We start from the raw sequence: 17,941 nt of genomic DNA on the forward strand, positions 1-17,941 counted from the left end.
GCGCGTCAGCGCCATGGAAGCGGTGCTGGCGTATCTGCGCGACGCCATCGAGCGCGGTGACTACGCCATCGGCGACAAGCTCCCCTCCGAGGCGGAACTCTGCCGCACCCTGGAGGTCTCCCGGCCCGTGCTGCGCGAGGCGCTGCGCGCCCTGCAGACCATGGGCCTGACCGTCTCCAGGACCGGCAAGGGCACCTTCGTCGTCGCCAGCACCGTCGAGGACCCCACCTTCGGCGACTACTCGGCCAGCGACCTTCTGGAGGTGCGCCGCCACGTCGAGATCCCGGTCGCCGGGTACGCGGCCCGGCGCCGCACCCCGGAGAACCTCGACCACCTGGCCCACCTGCTGGACCGGATGGAACGGGAGACGGACACCACCGCCTGGGTCGCGATGGACACGCTGTTCCACCTCGCCGTGGCCGAGGCCGCGCAGAACCCGGTCTTCCGCCGGGTCATCGAGGAGATCCGGGACGCGCTGGCCCGCCAGTCCGCCTTCCTCAACGAGCTGGGCGGCCGCCGTGAGCAGTCCAACCGCGAGCATCGGGCGATCGTCGAGGCGCTGATGGACGGTTCCGAGAACGACGCGGTGGAGGCCATGGCCCACCACCTCGACCGGGTCGAGACGACCCTCACCGACATCGTGCGCCCCGCGCGCACGGACACCCCCACGGAAGGCGGACCCGAGGCGTGAGCGAGCAGTCCCTGCACGAAGGCGTGCAGAAACGTTCCGGCCATGTCGACGCCGGAGACGCCGGCTACAGCAAGTCCCTGAAGTCCCGGCACGTCAACATGATCGCCATCGGCGGCGCCATCGGCACCGGCCTCTTCCTCGGCGCCGGCGGCCGCCTCGCCGACGCCGGGCCCTCCCTCTTCATCGCCTACGCGGTCTGCGGCCTCTTCGCCTTCCTGGTCGTGCGCGCCCTCGGCGAACTCGTGCTGTACCGGCCCTCCTCCGGCGCCTTCGTGTCGTACGCCCGCGAGTTCATGGGGGAGAAGGGCGCTTACACCGCCGGCTGGATGTACTTCCTCAACTGGGCGACCACCGGCATCGCCGACATCACCGCCGTCGCGACCTACACCCACTACTGGGGCATGTTCTCCGACATCCCGCAGTGGGTGATCGCGCTCATCGCGCTGGCGGTCGTGCTCACCGTGAACCTGATCTCGGTGAAGATCTTCGGCGAGCTGGAGTTCTGGTTCGCGATCATCAAGGTCGGCGCGCTCGTCGTCTTCATGTGCATCGGCATCTTCCTGCTGGTCACGCAGCACCCCGTCGACGGCCACAGCCCCGGCCCGTCCCTCATCAGCGACAGCGGCGGCCTCTTCCCGCACGGCCTGCTGCCCATGCTGCTGATCATCCAGGGCGTCGTCTTCGCCTACGCCTCCGTCGAGCTCGTCGGCGTCGCGGCCGGTGAGACGCAGAACCCCGAGAAGATCATGCCCAAGGCGATCAACTCGATCATGTGGCGCGTGGGCGTGTTCTACGTCGGCTCCGTCGTCCTGCTGTCGATGCTGCTGCCCTGGAACAAGTACACGGCGGGGGAGAGCCCCTTCGTCACGGTGCTGTCCAACATCGGCGTCCCGGCGGCCGGCGACGTGATGAACCTCGTGGTCCTCACCGCCGCGATGTCCTCCCTCAACTCCGGCCTGTACTCCACCGGCCGCATCCTGCGCTCCATGGCCATGGCCGGGTCCGCGCCGAAGTTCACGTCCGTGATGAGCCGCAGCCAGGTCCCCTACGGCGGCATCCTGCTCACCAGCGGCATCTGCGTCCTGGGCGTCGGCCTCAACTTCGTCGTGCCCGCCGAGGCGTTCGAGATCGTGCTGAACTTCGCCGCGATCGGTATCCTCGCCACCTGGGGCATGATCATGATCTGTCACCTCCTCTTCTGGCAGAAGACCCAGAAGGGCGAGCTGACCCGCCCGGGCTACCGGCTGCCGGGCTCCCCTTGGACCGAGCTCGTGACGCTGGCGTTCCTCGCCTCAGTCCTGGTCCTCATGTACGCCGACGGCGGCGCGGGACGCACCACCGTGCTGTGCCTGCCGCTGATCGTCGGGGCACTGGTCGCCGGATGGTTCGCCGTCCGCGGCCGTGTCGCGCGCACGTCCACCACCGGAGCCGACGCGTGAGGAACGCGCCGCTCCATGAGAAGCAGGCAGTGATGTACAGCAGTTCCCTCGCGGACGCACCCCTTGTCCGTGAACCCGTCCACGCCCCCGTCGCCCACCTCATACGCGGCGGCATCGTCGAAGGCATCCACTACGGCTCCGTCGTCGTCCTCGGCGCCGACGGAGAGGTCCAGCTCCAGATCGGAGACATCGAGGCCGCCTTCTACCCCCGCTCCGCGATCAAGCCCGTCCAGGCCGTGGCCATGGCCCGGGCCGGGCTGCCGCTCGACGGCGAGCTGCTGTCGCTGACCGCGGCCAGCCACTCCGGCGAGGAACGCCACCTCGCCGGTACCCGGCGCATCCTCGAACTCGCCGGGCTCACCGAGGACCACCTGCGCAACGTCCCGGACCTGCCGTTCGACCCGGTCGTCCGGGACGCCTGGGTGCGCGAGGGCCGGCTGCCCTCCCGGCTCGCGCAGAACTGCTCCGGCAAGCACGCGGCCATGCTCTACACCTGCGCCCTCAACGACTGGCCGCTGGAGAACCACCTCGACCCCGGCCACCCCCTCCAGCAGGCCATCGCCGAGATCGTCGAGGACCTCACCGGGCAGCGCATCGCCCGGGTCACCGTCGACGGCTGCGGGGCGCCCCTGTTCTCCATCTCCCTGCACGGCCTCGCCCGGGCCACCGCCCGGATCGTCACCGCCGCGCCGGGCACGCCCGAGGCCCGGGTCGCCGACGCGATGCGCGAGCACGCCGAGATGGCCTCCGGCTCCGGCCGGGACGTCGCCGCGATGATGCGGGCGGTGCCGGGGCTTTTGACCAAGGACGGCTTCGAGGGCGTGCAGGTTGCTGCGCTGGCCGATGGCCGGGCCGTTGCCGTGAAGATCGCCGACGGTGCGAATCGGGCGCGGGTGCCGGTTGCTGCCGCGGCGTTGGCGCGGGCGGGTGTCGATCCGGAGCTGCTGGCCGAGTTCGCGGGTGAGCCGCTTCTCGGAGGCGGCCGGGAGGTCGGGCGTGTGCGGCCCGTTCGCTCGCTGGAGCCCGTTGTCGGATCTGCTCGCGCCTGACAGTGTGCCGGATCTGCGCGTCGGCGACTGCGGGCCGTCCGTGGTTGCTCGCGCAGTTCCCCGCGCCCCTTGAGGGCGTACATCCACCCTCATTTCCAGAAAAGGGACTCTCCCGCTCATGACCGCCGCCACCCGTTCCGAACACGATCTGCTCGGGGACCGGGATGTTCCCGCCGAGGCCTACTGGGGTGTGCACACCCTGCGGGCCACGGAGAACTTCCCCATCACCGGCATGACCATCTCCGCCTACCCGCACCTGATCGACGCGCTGGCCGCCGTCAAGGAGGCCGCCGCCCTCGCCAACGAGGAACTGGGGCTGCTGGACCCGAAGAAGGCGGCCGCGATCGTCGCCGCCTGCCGGGAGATCCGCGACGGCGAGCTGCACGACCAGTTCGTCGTCGACGTCGTCCAGGGCGGCGCCGGCACCTCCACCAACATGAACGCCAACGAGGTCGTGGCGAACCGGGCACTGGAACTGCTGGGGCACGCCAAGGGCGAGTACCGGTACCTGCACCCCAACGAGGACGTCAACCTCGGCCAGTCCACCAACGACGTCTACCCGACCGCCGTCAAGATCGCGACGGTGTTCGCGGTGCGCGGGCTGCTCGACGCGATGGCGGTCCTCCAGGACGCCTTCGCCCGCAAGGCCGTCGAGTTCCGCGACGTGCTCAAGATGGGCCGTACACAGTTGCAGGACGCGGTGCCGATGACGCTCGGCCAGGAGTTCTCCGCGTACGCCGTCATGATGGACGAGGACCGGTCCCGTCTCGCCGAGGCCGTCGAGTTGATCCATGAGATCAACCTCGGCGCCACGGCCATCGGCACCGGCCTCAACGCCCCCGCCGGATACGCCGAGTCGGCCCGCCGCCACCTCGCGGCCATCACCGGCCTGCCGTTGGTGACGGCGGCCAACCTGGTGGAGGCCACCCAGGACTGCGGCGCCTTCGTCCAGATGTCCGGTGTGCTCAAGCGCATCGCGGTCAAGCTCTCCAAGAGCTGCAACGACCTCAGGCTGCTGTCCTCCGGGCCGCGCGCCGGACTCGGCGAGATCAACCTGCCGCCGGTGCAGGCCGGTTCGTCCATCATGCCCGGCAAGGTCAACCCGGTGATCCCCGAGGTCGTCAACCAGGTCGCCTTCGAGGTGATCGGCAACGACGTCACCATCACCATGGCCGCCGAGGCCGGACAGCTCCAGCTCAACGCCTTCGAGCCGATCATCCTGCACTCCCTGTCGGAGTCCATCACGCACCTGCGCGCCGCCTGCCTCACCCTCGCCGAGCGCTGCGTGGCCGGCATCACCGCCAACACCGAGGCGCTGCGCGCGACCGTCGAGAACTCCATCGGCCTCGTCACCGCGCTCAACCCGCACATCGGCTACACGGCCGCCACCGACATCGCCAAGGAGGCCCTCGCCACCGGCCGGGGCGTGGCGGAACTCGTCCTGGAGAAGGGCTTGCTGCCCGCCGAGACCCTCGCCGGGCTGCTGCGCCCGGAGGTCCTGGCGGGCAGCGGCCCGGCTCCGGTGGCCTGACGGACGCGAGCGCACCGGGACCGGCACGGAGGGACAATCGGATCATGACGTCGTCGACGACCTTCCAGCCGGTCCTGGAGCGCATCGCCGAGGAGATCGAGCGGACGCCCGGCCGGGGCCGGCCCGCCGACTACATCCCGGCGCTCGCCGCCCGCGACCCGCGCAGCTTCGGCATGGCCGTCGCCGAGCCGGACGGCACGGTGTACGGCGTGGGGGACTGGCGGCGGCCCTTCTCCGCGCAGTCCATCACCAAGGTCTTCACCCTCGCCCTCGTCCTGGCCCGCGAGGGCGACGCCCTGTGGGAACACGTCGGCCGCGAGCCGTCCGGCAACCCCTTCAACTCCCTGGTCCAGCTGGAGTACGAGAACGGCATCCCGCGCAACCCGTTCATCAACGCGGGCGCCCTCGTCGTCACCGACCGGCTGCACACCCGTACCGGCGACGCGTCGGGCGAACTGCTGGCGTTCCTGCGGGCGGAGAGCGGCAACACGGGTCTGACCTTCGATCAGGAGGTCGCCGCGTCCGAATCGGCGCACGGCGACCGCAACGCCGCGCTCGGCCACTTCATGGCGTCCTACGGCAACATCGACAACCCGGTACCCGTCCTGCTCGACGAGTACTTCCGGCAGTGCTCGATCGCGGCGTCCTGCGCCGATCTCGCCCTCGCCACCGCCTTCCTCGCCCGGCACGGCATACGCGCCGACGGCACCCGCCTGCTCACCCTCAGCCAGGCCAAGCAGATCAACGCGATCATGCTGACCTGCGGCACGTACGACGCGGCGGGCGACTTCGCCTATCGCGTGGGCCTGCCCGGCAAGAGTGGCGTGGGCGGCGGCATCATCGCGGTCGTCCCGGGCCGCTGCACGCTCTGCGTGTGGAGCCCCGGCCTGGACGAACGGGGCAACTCGGTGGCCGGTGTGGCGGCCCTGGACCGATTCACGACCCTGACGGGCCTGTCGGTGTTCTGACGGAACATCTCAGCCGGCGTCGGGGTCATGCCTTCACATCTCGGCGGGCGCCGGGGTCATGCCTTCAGGGGCGCGGGGAACTGCGCGACAAGCCACGACGGGCCCGCACCCCGCACCCCGCACACCACCGCACCCGGCAGCTGCCCACCGGTCCCACCGCCCCACACCTGATCACCGGCCGGTCACACTCCCGCTCCCCTCCAGAGGGCTCCACGTCGCCGCGAGGCCACCCCACGTTGACACGCTGCCCGAGTGTTGGCCATGGCTTTCCCCGTCGATCTCCGCCGCTGCCAGATACTCGGTCTGGCCGGCACCGCCTTCCTCGCGGCAGGAGGCGAGACGGCCGGAGCCCTGCCCGTACGCGACCTCCTGCACCCGGCCTCCGCAGGCGCCGCCCTCGGCCTGGTGGCGGTGTACTTCGGACTCGTCCTGCTGATCGCGGCCTGGGCGCTGCTGGGCCGGCTGGTCCGAGGGCCGAGACCGCCCGCTCCCCGCGCCCTGCTGCTCGTCCTCGCCGTCTGGGCCGCCCCGCTGCTGCTCGCCCCGCCGCTGTTCAGCCGGGACGTGTACAGCTACCTCGCCCAAGGGGCGATGGTCGATGCGCACATGGACGTCTACGCGCACGGGCCGGCGCAGCTCGGCGGCCCCCTCGCCGGCGAGGTCGCCCCGCTCTGGCGCCACACCGGCGCCCCGTACGGCCCGGTGTTCCTCGCCGTCGCGGCGGCCCTGTCGGCGCTGACGCGCGGTGAACTGCCCGCCGGACTGTTCGGGATGAGGCTCGTCGCGCTCGCCGGCGTGGCCCTGATGGCCGCCGCGCTGCCCCGACTGGCCCGCCACAGCGGCGCCGACCCGGCCGCCGCGCTGTGGCTGGGCGCCCTCAACCCGCTCGTCCTGCTGCACCTGGTCGCGGGCGCCCACAACGACGCCGTCATGCTGGGCCTGCTCGGCGCCGGGCTGGTGGCGGCGCTCGGCCGGTGGCCGTTCCTCGGCGCCGTCCTCGTCACGCTCGCCGCCCTGGTCAAGGCGCCCGCCGCCCTCGGTCTCGCCGCCGTCGTCGTCCTCCAGGTGCGTGCGGGCCGCAGTACGGCGAAGGCCCTCGTGGCGACCGCCGTCGCGGCCGCGGGGACGACCGTCGCCGCCACGGCCGCGGCGGGCACCGGCTACGGCTGGATCGGCGCCCTGAACACCCCCGTCTCACCACAGAACTGGGCCCTGACCACCCTGCTCGGCCGCGCCACCCGCGCCCTGCTGGAACACCTCGGCAGCGATCTCGCACCCCTGGCGATCCCCGCCTGGCACGCGCTGGGCGTCGTGGCGGCCGGGGCGGCGATCGTCCTGATCTGGCTCCGGCTGCGGCCACGACCGGTGTACGCGCTGGGCCTGAGCCTGGCGGCGGTGGCCGCCCTCGGTCCGGCGATCCGCCCCTGGTACGCCCTGTGGGGCCTGTTCCTCATCGCCGCCGCCGCGCCCAGTACCTCCGTACGCCACCGCACAGCGGCGGTGACCGGCGTGCTGGCGCTCTGCGTTCTGCCCGGCGGCGGCCCGGCCGACACCGGCCAACTCGTGCTGGCCGTCTCGGGAGGGGCACTCGCGGTCGTCGTGCTGTGGCAGGCCCACCAGGCCCAGCTGGCACCGGCGCTGGGAAACACGGCATGACCCCGGGCCTGCCGCGCACCGACCGCGGTCGCCTGCTGCTCCTGCTCGCCCTCGCCACGGTGGTGACGGTCTTCACCGCCACCGTGCCCCTGCTGCGCGACTGGTTCGATCTGCGCGTCTACTACGGAACCATCGACCACTGGGTCCACCACGGCGGCCGGATCTACGACTACCGGGTCCCCGGCACGGGGTACGGCTTCACCTACCCGCCGTTCGCGGCCGTCGCCATGCTGCCGATGGCCCTGCTGGACCTGCGCACCGCGATCGCCGCCGCCCTGCTGCTCAACGTGGCGGCCCTGGCCCTGATCCTGTGGCTGCTCGCCGGCCCGGCCTGGCGGCGTCACGGCTGGTACGGCTGGGCCGTGACCGCCTGCGTCCTCGCGCTGTTCGAGCCGCTGCGCGACACCTTCAGCTTCGGCCAGGTGAATCTGCTGCTGCTGGCGCTCGTGCTCACCGACGCGGCGCTGCTCGCCGGCGGACGGACGCGCTGGGCGGGTGTCGGCATCGGGCTGGCGGCCGCGATCAAGCTCACGCCGGCGTTGTTCATCGGTCTGCTGCTGGTGGCCCGGAGGTGGCGCGCGGCGGCGGTCGCCACGGCCGTCGCCCTCGGTGCCACGGCCCTCGCCGCGTCAGCGGACCCCGACGCCTCGCGCTTCTACTGGACGGAGGCGCTGTGGGACACCAACCGGGTGGGCCGCCTCGCTTACGTCTCGAACCAGTCGGTGCAGGGCGTCCTGGCCCGGTTGGGCGAGACGGACCGGGCCGTGTGGGCGGCGGCGGTCCTGCTGGTCCTCGGCGTGTGGGCGCTGCGGGCGCGCCGGGCGGTCGCCGCGGGGGACTGGACGGCGGCGTTCGCCCTGACCGGGCTCGCCGCCTGTCTCGTCAGCCCGGTCACCTGGGTGCACCACCTCGTGTGGCTGCTGCCGTCCTTCGCCGTGCTGATCCGTACCGGGCACACCCGGATCGCGGGGGCCCTGTACGCGGTGCTGTGTACGAGTGTGGTGTGGCTGTGGTTCGACGACGCGTCCGGCGTCGACGGCTTCCTGGGCAGCAACACCTACGCCTGGATCACCCTCGGCCTGCTGCTGTGGCTGCCGGCCGGTCAGCAGTCTCCGGAACGGCGGACCGGCAGCCGCAGCACCAGCACCACGACCACAGCGCCCAGCCCGGCGGCACCAGCGATCAGCCCCGCTTCCGTCCACCCGGAACCGGCCTCTTTCGGGACGGCGGCCGCGACGGTGGGCGGAGTCGCCGCGGCCGGTCGCTCCGCAGGCTTCGACGTGTCGAGCGAACCCACCGGTTCGACCCGGCTGCCCGCCTCGAAGCCCCAGTCGAGCAGTGAGCGGGCCTCCTCGTACACCGCGGAGCCGCCGCCCTCCTGAGGGTTCATCACCGTCACGACGAGGGTGCGCCCGTCGCGCCGCGCCGCCGCGACGAGGGTGTTGCCCGCCTTGCTGGTGTAGCCGTTCTTGATGCCGATCAGCCCCCGGTACGGCTTCACACCACGGGCGCCGCTCAGCAGCCGGTTGGTGTTGCGGATCGGGTACGACCAGTCTCCGCCGCCCGGGAACCTGGCCTCGACGGTGGCGCAGTACCGCGCGAAGTCGGGGTTGCGCAGCCCGACGCGGCCGAAGACCGCCAGATCGAACGCCGACGACACCTGGCCCGGCGCGTCGTAGCCGTCCGGGGAGACCACATGCGTGTCGCGGGCGCCGAGGGAGCGGGCCTTGGCCTGCATGCGCTGCGCCGTGGCCCGCCAGCCGCCGTTGAGTTCGGCCAGGACGTGCACGGCGTCGTTGCCGGAGTTGAGGAAGACGCCCCGCCACAGGTCGTCGACCCGGTAGGTACCGCCCTCGGTGACCCCGACCATGCTGCTGCCGGCCCCGATGCCCCGGAGCTCCCGGGCGCGGACCGTGTGCCGGATGCCGGCCGGCAGCGTGGGCAGCACCGTGAGGGCGAACAAGGTCTTCAGGGTGCTGGCCGGGGGCAGTCTGCGGTGCGCGTTGTGGGCGGCGAGCACCTCGCCGGTGCGGGCGTCGGCCACCAGCCAGGACAGCGCGGAGGTCTCCGGGAGGCGGGGCGCCCCGGCGCGCGGGCGGACCTGGGTACCGGGGCGGTACAGCAGCGAGGGGTGCGGGGCCGCCGCCCTCGGCCCGGCCGGCGGACTGGGTTCCGCCCCGCCGGAACGGGCCGCCGCGGCGGGCATCACGGCCAGCAGCCCCGCCGTACAGAGCGCACAGGTCGACGCGGCCACCCGGGAAGAGAATCCGTAGATCATAGGATCAACGTAGAAACGGATGTCCTCCGCGCCGCGGCGACCGGGCCGGACGCCACGCGCGAGCACCCGGATGCCGCACGTGCGGCGCCGAACCCCGCCGGGCACGGGGAGGCAGTTCCCGAATTCCCCCACGCGGGACGATCTTGGTTGATATACGCTGCGTCAGACTTGTTCGAACAGTTCGGCGAATCCGTGCCAACCGATTCGTCCTGCCCGGGGGGGCATTCCCATGACTTCGCAGTCCCGCGCGGTGCTCGGCATCGCGCTCACTCCCGTCTTCGCTCTGGCGGCCACCGACCCGGCCGCCGCCCACACCACCGCCACGGCCACCACCACCGCCACCGGCACGGCCACCACCGCCACGACCGCCGGCACCGCTGCGGCCGCCGCCGAGACGCGTGCGCCGGGCCCGTGGGGCACCCGCGCCCTCCACGCCCCGGCCCCCAGACCAGGTGAAGCCTCGGGCGGGCTGAGCGCCCTGGTGTCGGCCGGGGACGGCGCCCTGGTCTCCCTCACCCACGATGGGCGTGCCACCCGGATCCGGCCCGTCGGCAGCACCCGCTGGCTCACCCCGCAGACCTGGCCGGACGCCGGCGGATACAGCACCGAGTTGCTTGCACTCGGCGACGGCTCGGTGCGCCTGGCCTGGCGGGCCAAGCGCGCCGACGACCAGGGCAACCACTGGCTGAAGGTCGCCACCCTCACGCCCGGCGCGACCGCCTTCTCCGAGCCCGAATACGTCGCCGCGGTCCCCGAGAAGGGCTACCACCACCTGGCGGCGGCCCCCGACGGCCGGTTGGTCGCCGTGTGGTCGGTCTCCGGTGTCGTGAGGGCCGCCGAGAAGGCCGGTCCGCGGGCCGCGTGGACCGCTCCGGCCGACCTCAACGCGCAGCCGCCGTCCGGCAGCCGCGACATCGCCAACATGGACCTCGCGGTCGACAAGGACGGCACCGCCCTGCTGGTGTGGCAGTGGCAGGCGAGCAAGGCCGTCGTCGCCCTGGAGAAGGCCCCCGGCGCGTCCGCCTGGACCACGGTCCAGGGCTTTCCGGTCCCGGGCAAGGATTTCGTGCGCCCGAAGGTGTTCGCCGTTCCGCAGGGCGGCTTCGACGTCTTCTACGACGACGCGCACCTCATGCACTCCCGCCGACCCGCCGGCGCCACGCAGTGGAGCACCCCGCGGTCCGCCGACAGCCGTGGCAGCACGTACAGGATGACGGCGCCCGTCCACCTGCCCAACGGCGACCTCTTCGTGGCCGGCGGACCCACCACCCCCTGGTACGCGGTGCGTTCGGCGGCCACCGGCCTCTGGCGGTCGTACGCGCAGCGCTTCTCCACCCACAAGAAGGTGCGCAATGTCGCCGCGGCGGCCACCTCCGGCGGCACGGTCACGGTGACGTGGCGGGAGGGCTACTCGTACGAGGAGTACACGATGGCCGCCGTCTTCAAGGGCGGCACCTGGTCCACCCCGCGGCGGCTGAGTGCGAAGAGCGCCCAGTTCGCCGGGCCGCCGCAGGTGGCCGCCGACGCGCTCGGCCGGCCCGTCGTGCTGTGGGACGAGTACCTGGTGGGCGAGACGAACAACACCGTCCTGGACGGCGTGTACCAGGCCACCGCCACCGCCCGCGCACTGCCCAAGTGGCGTGACCACACGGACGACGGCAAGGCCGACCTGTTCGGCCGGGGCAGCGCCGGGCTCAAGGTGTACGCGGGTGACGCGACGAAGCTGACCGCGGGGCAGCGCGCGAGCGGCTGGCCTACGGGCACGCTCGTCCTGCCCTTCGGCGACCTCGACGGCGACCGCTGCAACGACGTGTTCGTCCGCTCCCCGAAGGGCGAGGCCCGCGTCCACCCGACGATCTGCGGCGGCGGGCTGCCCGACCAGCAGTCGCTCTCCGTGAAGGTCTCCTCGGACTGGAGCGCGTACGACGCGGTCGTCTCGCCCGGCGACGTGACCGGCGACGGCAGGGCCGACCTGCTGACCCGGTCCGCCTCGACCGGGAAGCTGTACGTCTACGCGAACAACGGCGCGGGCGGCTTCAAGGCCCGAGCGCTCGCCGGGTCAGGCTTCGGCGGTTACAAGAGGCTGATCGCCGCGGGAGACCTGGGCGGCGACGGCAAGAGCGACCTGCTGGCCATCGACGCGTCGAACGAGCTGTGGCGGTTCGACGGGACCGGCGCCGGCACCTTCAAGTCGCGGTCGCGGGTCTTCAAGGACTGGGGCACTTCCTACAAGGACGTGGTCGGCGGGCTCGACCTGTCCGGTGACGGCCGGCCCGACCTGGTCTCGCTCGACAAGGACGGCCGAGCCTGGCTGAACCGGGGCAACGGCAAGGGCGGTTTCGACAACCGGTCCCAGGTCGGCAAGACCACGGACTGGTCGGACATCCGCATCTCCTGACGGCACGGATCCGGGCGCGGTCCGGGAAGAAGACGCTCCCCGGGGCAGCCCTAGGCTAGGGCAGCGTCGGCTGGATACGCCGCAGGAACGTCGCGTTGTCCGGGGTCTCGCGCATGCGTTCCAGGAGGGTCTCCAGGGCGCCCTGCCCGTCCCGGTTCTGCAGCACGCGCCGCAGGCCGTGGACCGCCGCCAACTCGGCCGGGGGCAGCAGGAGTTCCTCGCGGCGGGTGCCGGAGGGGATGATGTCGACGGCCGGGAACACGCGGCGGGTCGCCGGTTCGCGGCTCAGGCGGAGTTCCATGTTGCCCGTGCTCTTCAGCTCCTCGAAGTAGAAGTCGTCGGCCCGGGAACCGGTCTCCACCAGCGCGGTCGCGAGGATCGTGAGGGAACCGCCCTCCTCGGCCGACCGGGCGGCGCCGAAGAACCGCTTGGGACCGGTCAGCGCGGACGCGTCGACGCCCCCGGTGAGGATGCGCCCTCCGGAGGCGGCCGCGTTGTTGTGCGCCCGGCACAGCCGGGTGAGGGAGTCGAGGAGGATCACGACGTCCTCACCGGCCTCGACGAGCCGCTTGGCCCGCTCGATCACGAGCTCGGCGAGCGCGATGTGCTGCCGGGCGCTCCGGTCGAAGGTCGAGGCGTACACCTCGCCCCGCACGCTGCGCCGCATGTCGGTGACCTCCTCGGGCCGCTCGTCGAGCAGCAGCATCATCAGCCGGCACTCGGGATGGTTGCCGGTGACGGCGGCCGCGAGCTGCTGCAGGATGACGGTCTTGCCGGTCTTGGGCGGGGCCACGAGAAGCCCGCGCTGGCCCTTGCCGACCGGTGCGATCAGATCGACGACCCGGCCGGCCATTCCGGCGGCCGGGTGTTCGAGACGCAGGCGCTCGTGCGGATGCAGGGGCGTCAGGTCCCGGAAGTGCCGGCGGCCGCGCAGTTCCGCGGGCGTACGGCCGTCGGCCCGTGCGACGCCGGTGAGAACGCTCCGGTCGCCCAGGGAGCCCTCGACGAGGTCGCCCTTGCGCAGGCCGTGGCGGCGGATCAGGGCGGGGGAGACGACGGGATCGGTGGGCGCGGGCAGGTAGTTCTCGCCGCGCAGATGCCCCTTCCCGCTCGCGTCGATGTCGAGGACGCCGAGTGCGGTCCGGGGCTCGGAGTGCCGCTGGGCGGGAGGGGTGTCGAGTGTGGTGGTCATGGTGAGGTGTCCTTTCACGGACGGCAGGCAGGGGACATGCGAAGGGAAGGGAGAGAGCCGCGAACGGAGGGGCCTGGGGCACGCCACCGGCGGCGGGGGAACAGCACCTCGGGTACGACAGAGTTCGTCGAGATGCCGGAAATGATGGAGAGGAGAGGAAGAACCGCACCGGCGCCCATACAGAGAGGGGCGTGCACGAGTGCTGTCTGCAGGCTACCACCCGGCGGGGCGCCGGGGGAGAGGGATATGCGTCAGCGGGCGGCCAGCAGCCCGTACAGCAGGGGGATGCGCGGCTCGGGCAGCCGCCACCAGCCGGACTCCGTACGGGCCATCTGCGGCCAGCGCGGCCACGGCAGTTCGTCGCTTTCCCGCAGCCGCCGGACGGCCAGTCCCGCTTCCGTCAACGCGTTGACGACCTCACCCATTCCATGCATCCACTCGTAACTGTCCGTGGCGCCCTCGACGGCCGGGCCGTCCGTGTACGTGTGGGTCGCGTCCCGGTGCACGGGACCGCCGCCGCCCAGGTAGTCGTGGCGCAGGAGCAGTTCTGGGCCCTCGCCCGGAGCGGGTTTCGGGCCGAGCGAGTTGAGCAGGGGGTGGAACTCGACGACGTACAAGCGGCCGCCCGGACGCAGGAGCCGGCCGACGACCTGCGCCCACCGGTCCAGGTCCGGCAGGTAACACAGGGCGCCCTTGCCGGTGTAGACGACGTCGAACCGCCGCCCGCCCAGGGCCTCGTCGGCGTCGTACACGTTCGCCCGGACGTACGTCACGTCCGCGCCCGCCTTCGCGGCGATGCCGGTCGCCGCCGCCACGGACGCCTCGGAGAAGTCGAGGCCGACGGCCCGGGCGCCGCGCCGTGCGAAGGCGATCGTCTCCGTGCCGAGGTGACACTGCAGGTGCAGCACGTCACGGCCGGCCAGCTCGCCGAGGTCCTCCCACTCCCAGGGCGCGAACCAGCGCTCGGGGTCGGAGTCCTGGTCGAGACCGTAGAACCGGCTGGCGAGATGGACGGGCGTGCGGGCGTCCCAGTTCGCCTGGTTGGCACGCATCAGCCGGTCGTGATCGACGGACGTCATGAGGACATCCAACCGCCGGCGAGCCGCGAGCGGCGGCAGAACACGGGAAACGGGCCCCGGACGTGTCGCTCGCGTGTCGCTCACATCGAGCGCGCCCGTGCCTCCTCGGCGATCCGCTCGAACTGCGCGCCCATCGCCGCCGCCAGCGCCTGCGCCGCCGACAACGGGCGGACCATCACCGTCAGTTCGTCGATGAGCCCGTCGTCGTCGACGTGGATGAAGTCGCAGCCGCTGAGCTCCCGGTCGCCCACGCGGGCGGTGAAGACCAGGGCGTGGTCACGGCCGTTCACGTCGTTGATCTCGCGCACGTAGCGGAGGTCCTCGAAGACACCGCTGACGGCGCGCAGGATCGCCGCCGTGATCGGCTTGCCGGTGTACGGCTTGAACACGACCGGGCTGGTGAAGACGACGTCCGGCGCCAGCAGCGCCTCGGCGGCGTCGAGGTCGAGTGCCTCGACCGCCTCACGGAATGCACGCATCGAACGAACCCCGCCTTAGTCAATTAAGTGAGTAGGTGCGGAGTAGATTAATCAACTGTTGATACGGTGTCCACATGTCTCTCAAGTACGCCGTGCTGGCCGCTCTCCTGGAGGGCGAGGCCTCGGGCTACGAGCTGTCCAAGGTGTTCGACGTGTCGCTCGCGAACTTCTGGGCCGCGACCCCGCAGCAGCTCTACCGGGAGCTGGAGCGGCTCGCGCGGGACGGGCTGATCGAGGCCAGGGTCGTACGCCAGGAACGGCGGCCCGACAAGCGGATGTTCACGCTCACCGAGGCGGGCCGCGAGGACCTGCGCGCCTTCGCCGTCACACCGCCCCGCCGGCCGACCGCCATCCGCGACGAACTCCTCATCAAGATCCAGGCCACGGACGGCGTGGACCCCGAGGCCACCCGCGCGCTGGTCGAGGAGCGCGAGGCGTGGTCGCGCGGCAAGCTCGCCCGCTACGAGCGCGTCCGCGAACGCCTCCTGGCCGGCCGCGGCGAGGAGGAATACCTGCGGGAGGCCGACCGCATCGGCCCGTACCTCACGCTGATGAGAGGCATCGCCTACGAGGAGGAGAACCTCCGCTGGTGCGCCCGCGTCCTCACGATCCTCAAGCAGCGAGCTCCCCTGGACCGAGCCGATTAGTCTGAGCCGGTGTTCAGCCCCGAAGGCCCCAGTCTGCGCGAGCTCGCCGTTCAGGCGCTGTCGTCCGTCGAACGCGGCTACGACCTCCTCGCGCCGAAGTTCGACCACACCCCCTTCCGGACGCCCGACGCGGTCCTCGCCGCGGTCGAGTCCGCCTTGCGGCGGACGGGGCCCTTCGACACCGGGCTCGACCTGTGCTGCGGCACCGGCGCGGGCGTCGGCGTGCTGGCGGGGGTGTGCCGGGAGCGCGTCGTCGGGGTCGACTTCAGTGCGGGCATGCTCGGCGTGGCCCGGGAGCGGGTCCGGCCGACCGGGCCGGCAGTCTCCTTCGTCCGCGCGGACGCCCGTGCCCTGCCCTTCGGGCCCGCCGTCTTCGACCTGGTGGTGAGCTTCGGGGCCTTCGGGCACTTCCTGCCCCGCGAGCTGCCCGGACTGTTCACGCAGGTCCGCTCCGTCCTGCGGCCGGGCGGCCGCTTCGCGTTTCCGCTGGTCGCGCCACCCCGCCCGGGCTCGCTCGGCTACTGGACGCTGCTCGGCTTCGACACGGTGATGCGGGTGCGCAACGCGCTGTGGCGGCCGCCGTTCGTCATGTACTACCGCGCGTTCCGCTTCGGGGACGTACGGCGTGAGCTCGCCCGGGCCGGCTTCCGGGTGGACCTCCACGCGCTGCCGGAGTTCGGGCGGCGACGGGACGGCAGCCCGCGGGTACGGCTCGTCGTCGCCCGGACGCCGGAGTAGTCAGCCGCGCAAGAAGTTCAGCAGATCGTTGTTGAACGCCTGCTCGAAGTCTCCCACCAGGCCGTGCGGAGCGCCCGGGTACATCTTCAGGGTCGCGTCCTTGACGAGCTGGGCGGTCCGCTGCGCCGAGGCGCCGATCGGCACGATCTGGTCGTCGTCGCCGTGCGCGACCAGCGTCGGTACGTCGATCCGCCCGAGGTCCTCGGTGAAGTCGGTCTCCGAGAACTGCGCGACGCAGTCATAGGCGCCCTTCAGCCCCACCTGCATGCTCCACATCCAAAACGCCCGCCGCATGCCCTCCGACACGGCGGCCCCGGGCCGGTTGAAGCCGTAGAAGCTCTCGCTCAGCTCCCAGTAGAACTGCGAGCGGTCCGCCGCCACGGCCGCGCGGATCCCGTCGAAGACCTCCTTCGGCGTGCCCTCCGGATTGGCCTCCGTCCGCAGCATCAGCGGCGGCACCGCTCCCAGCAGCACGGCCTTGGCGACCCGCGCGGTCCTGTGCCGCCCGATGTAGCGGGCCACCTCGCCGCCGCCGGTCGAATGGCCCACAAGGACCGCGTCGGTGAGGTTCAGCGCCTCGATCAGCTCGGCCAGGTCGTCGGCGTACCGGTCCATGTGGTTGCCCTGCCACGGCTGACCCGAGCGGCCGTGCCCGCGGCGGTCGTGTGCGACCGCCCGGAACCCGTGCTCGGCGACCAGCCGCGCCTGCCCGTCCCAGGCGTCCGCGTTGAGGGGCCAGCCGTGGCTGAACACCACGGGCTGCCCCTCACCCCAGTCCTTGTAGTAGATCTCTGTTCCGTCGGACGTGGTGAACGTGCTCATGGGGAATCCTCTCGCTGGCGTGGGACGCGATCAGACGAAGCGCCGTACGAACGTCAGGGCGGTGTCCGCGACCTCCTGCCAGCCGTGGTCGATCGTCAGGGCGTGACCCCTGTCCTTCATCTCGATGATCTCCGTGATCCCGGGATTGCGCCGCTGGCGCCGGTAGGCGGCGTTCGACAGCGCCCACGGCACGGTGTGGTCCTTCTCGCCCGAGATGATCAGCAGCGGCCCGCGCTCCGGGTGGGCGGTGTCGACCTTCGCCTGGGTCCGCGGGTTGAGGTTCGCCGTGGCCGCCTGGAACAGCGGAGCACCCGGAGCCGGCACGGCGAACGTCTCGTACAGCTGCCGTGCCTCCTCCTCGCTCACCGCGTTGGCGAAGCCGTACCGGAACTGGTCGAAGGTGAGCGGCGCGGCGCGATTGCGGTTGGCCGGGTTGGTGAGCACCGGCGCCGCCGAGCGCAGTGACGACACCGGCAGCGGCAGCACGCCCCGGAACGGCGCCGGGTCGATCGCGACCGACGCGGCGGACAGGCCCCGCCCGGCGAGAATCTGCGTGAGCAGTCCGCCGAACGAGTGACCGATGACGGCCGGCTTGCGCTTCAGCCCGCCGATCAGTTCGGCGAGATGGCCGGTGACCTGCCCGACCGTCTTGCCGGCGAAAGCCTCGGGGTGCCGGTTGGCCTCCTCCACGGTGTCGGGATCGTCAGGCCAGGACAGCGAGACCGGGGCGTACCCGGCCTGCTCGAAGTGCTCCGCCCAGCGGTCCCAGCTGCTCGGCAGCAGCCACAGGCCGTGGACGAAGACGACGGGCGTACGGTCGGCGGCGTTGGCGCGCTCGATCAGTTCCTCGTCATGGGTGCTCATCCGGTCGTTCCCCCCTGGATGCTCGGTCTCGGTCGTCCTGTACACGTGCACAGGACGTTCACCTCTGGCCGATACTTGCAGCGGACGCGGTGGACGGACCGGCTCACGGT

At 72.0% G+C, this 17,941-nt stretch carries 15 protein-coding genes and 1 pseudogene; 10 read left to right on the forward strand and 6 right to left on the reverse strand.

Translation table 11 applies throughout. The features are described 5' to 3' along the window. Positions 1 to 13: 13 nt before the first annotated feature. The 7 genes from ABZ192_RS25700 to ABZ192_RS25730 all read left to right on the forward strand — a co-directional run bounded on the left by ABZ192_RS25700 (position 14) and on the right by ABZ192_RS25730 (position 8,716). Positions 14 to 691, forward strand: coding sequence for a FadR/GntR family transcriptional regulator (locus ABZ192_RS25700; RefSeq protein ID WP_356926897.1), 678 nt, complete (start codon positions 14 to 16; stop codon positions 689 to 691). Further along, positions 688 to 2,130, forward strand: a complete 1,443-nt coding sequence (locus ABZ192_RS25705) for an amino acid permease (protein WP_356926811.1) — start codon at positions 688 to 690, stop codon at positions 2,128 to 2,130. The genes ABZ192_RS25700 and ABZ192_RS25705 overlap by 4 nt, the downstream gene beginning before the upstream one ends. 32 nt (positions 2,131 to 2,162) lie before the next feature. Continuing rightward, positions 2,163 to 3,179, forward strand: a complete 1,017-nt coding sequence (locus ABZ192_RS25710; RefSeq protein WP_356926812.1) for an asparaginase — start codon at positions 2,163 to 2,165, stop codon at positions 3,177 to 3,179. A gap of 118 nt (positions 3,180 to 3,297) precedes the next feature. Further along, positions 3,298 to 4,710, forward strand: a complete 1,413-nt coding sequence (gene aspA / locus ABZ192_RS25715) for an aspartate ammonia-lyase (protein ID WP_356926813.1) — start codon at positions 3,298 to 3,300, stop codon at positions 4,708 to 4,710. A gap of 44 nt (positions 4,711 to 4,754) precedes the next feature. Further along, positions 4,755 to 5,678, forward strand: a complete 924-nt coding sequence (locus tag ABZ192_RS25720; RefSeq protein WP_356926814.1) for a glutaminase — start codon at positions 4,755 to 4,757, stop codon at positions 5,676 to 5,678. 261 nt (positions 5,679 to 5,939) lie between these two features. Next, the gene (gene mptB / locus ABZ192_RS25725; RefSeq protein WP_356926815.1) at positions 5,940 to 7,334 is read left to right on the forward strand and encodes a polyprenol phosphomannose-dependent alpha 1,6 mannosyltransferase MptB; all 1,395 of its coding nucleotides are present in this window, start codon (positions 5,940 to 5,942) and stop codon (positions 7,332 to 7,334) included. Next, positions 7,331 to 8,716 (forward strand): glycosyltransferase 87 family protein, encoded by a 1,386-nt coding sequence (locus tag ABZ192_RS25730; RefSeq protein ID WP_356926816.1) that lies wholly within the window; start codon positions 7,331 to 7,333, stop codon positions 8,714 to 8,716. Before mptB ends, ABZ192_RS25730 begins: the two co-directional genes overlap by 4 nt. Positions 8,717 to 8,727: 11 nt before the next feature. On the opposite strand, the pseudogene ABZ192_RS25735 reads toward ABZ192_RS25730, so the two are convergent. After that, positions 8,728 to 9,612: pseudogene (locus tag ABZ192_RS25735) on the reverse strand (serine hydrolase); the annotation flags it as partial. 229 nt (positions 9,613 to 9,841) lie between these two features. On the opposite strand from ABZ192_RS25735, the gene ABZ192_RS25740 reads away from it, so the two are divergent. Continuing rightward, positions 9,842 to 12,010 carry a VCBS repeat-containing protein gene (locus ABZ192_RS25740; RefSeq protein ID WP_356926817.1) on the forward strand — a complete coding sequence of 723 codons (2,169 nt, stop codon included), beginning with the start codon at positions 9,842 to 9,844 and terminating at the stop codon, positions 12,008 to 12,010. A 55-nt stretch (positions 12,011 to 12,065) separates the two neighbouring features. Here ABZ192_RS25740 and rho read toward each other — a convergent pair whose 3' ends face one another. From rho to ABZ192_RS25755, 3 genes are all read right to left on the reverse strand, one after another. Next, positions 12,066 to 13,202, reverse strand: a complete 1,137-nt coding sequence (rho, locus tag ABZ192_RS25745; protein WP_356926818.1) for a transcription termination factor Rho — start codon at positions 13,200 to 13,202, stop codon at positions 12,066 to 12,068. A 251-nt stretch (positions 13,203 to 13,453) separates the two neighbouring features. After that, positions 13,454 to 14,281: a class I SAM-dependent methyltransferase gene (locus ABZ192_RS25750; protein ID WP_356926819.1), complete on the reverse strand. Its 828-nt coding sequence runs from the start codon at positions 14,279 to 14,281 to the stop codon at positions 13,454 to 13,456. An 80-nt stretch (positions 14,282 to 14,361) separates the two neighbouring features. After that, the gene (locus ABZ192_RS25755; protein ID WP_356926820.1) at positions 14,362 to 14,760 is read right to left on the reverse strand and encodes a nuclear transport factor 2 family protein; all 399 of its coding nucleotides are present in this window, start codon (positions 14,758 to 14,760) and stop codon (positions 14,362 to 14,364) included. Between the two features lie 74 nt (positions 14,761 to 14,834). On the opposite strand from ABZ192_RS25755, the gene ABZ192_RS25760 reads away from it, so the two are divergent. Then, on the forward strand, positions 14,835 to 15,407 hold the full coding sequence (locus tag ABZ192_RS25760; protein ID WP_356926821.1) for a PadR family transcriptional regulator: 573 nt from the start codon (positions 14,835 to 14,837) through the stop codon (positions 15,405 to 15,407). Positions 15,408 to 15,416: 9 nt separating this feature from the next. Beyond that, on the forward strand, positions 15,417 to 16,145 hold the full coding sequence (locus tag ABZ192_RS25765; protein ID WP_356926822.1) for a class I SAM-dependent methyltransferase: 729 nt from the start codon (positions 15,417 to 15,419) through the stop codon (positions 16,143 to 16,145). On the opposite strand, the gene ABZ192_RS25770 is transcribed toward ABZ192_RS25765, so the two are convergent. Both ABZ192_RS25770 and ABZ192_RS25775 read right to left on the reverse strand, forming a co-directional pair. Then, on the reverse strand, positions 16,146 to 16,967 hold the full coding sequence (locus tag ABZ192_RS25770; protein WP_356926823.1) for an alpha/beta hydrolase: 822 nt from the start codon (positions 16,965 to 16,967) through the stop codon (positions 16,146 to 16,148). 30 nt (positions 16,968 to 16,997) lie between these two features. Beyond that, positions 16,998 to 17,831, reverse strand: a complete 834-nt coding sequence (locus ABZ192_RS25775) for an alpha/beta hydrolase (RefSeq protein ID WP_356926824.1) — start codon at positions 17,829 to 17,831, stop codon at positions 16,998 to 17,000. Between the last annotated feature and the right edge of the window lie 110 nt (positions 17,832 to 17,941).

The sequence above is a fragment of the Streptomyces sp. NPDC006235 genome (genome assembly GCF_040613735.1).
Classification (GTDB): Bacteria; Actinomycetota; Actinomycetes; order Streptomycetales; family Streptomycetaceae; genus Streptomyces.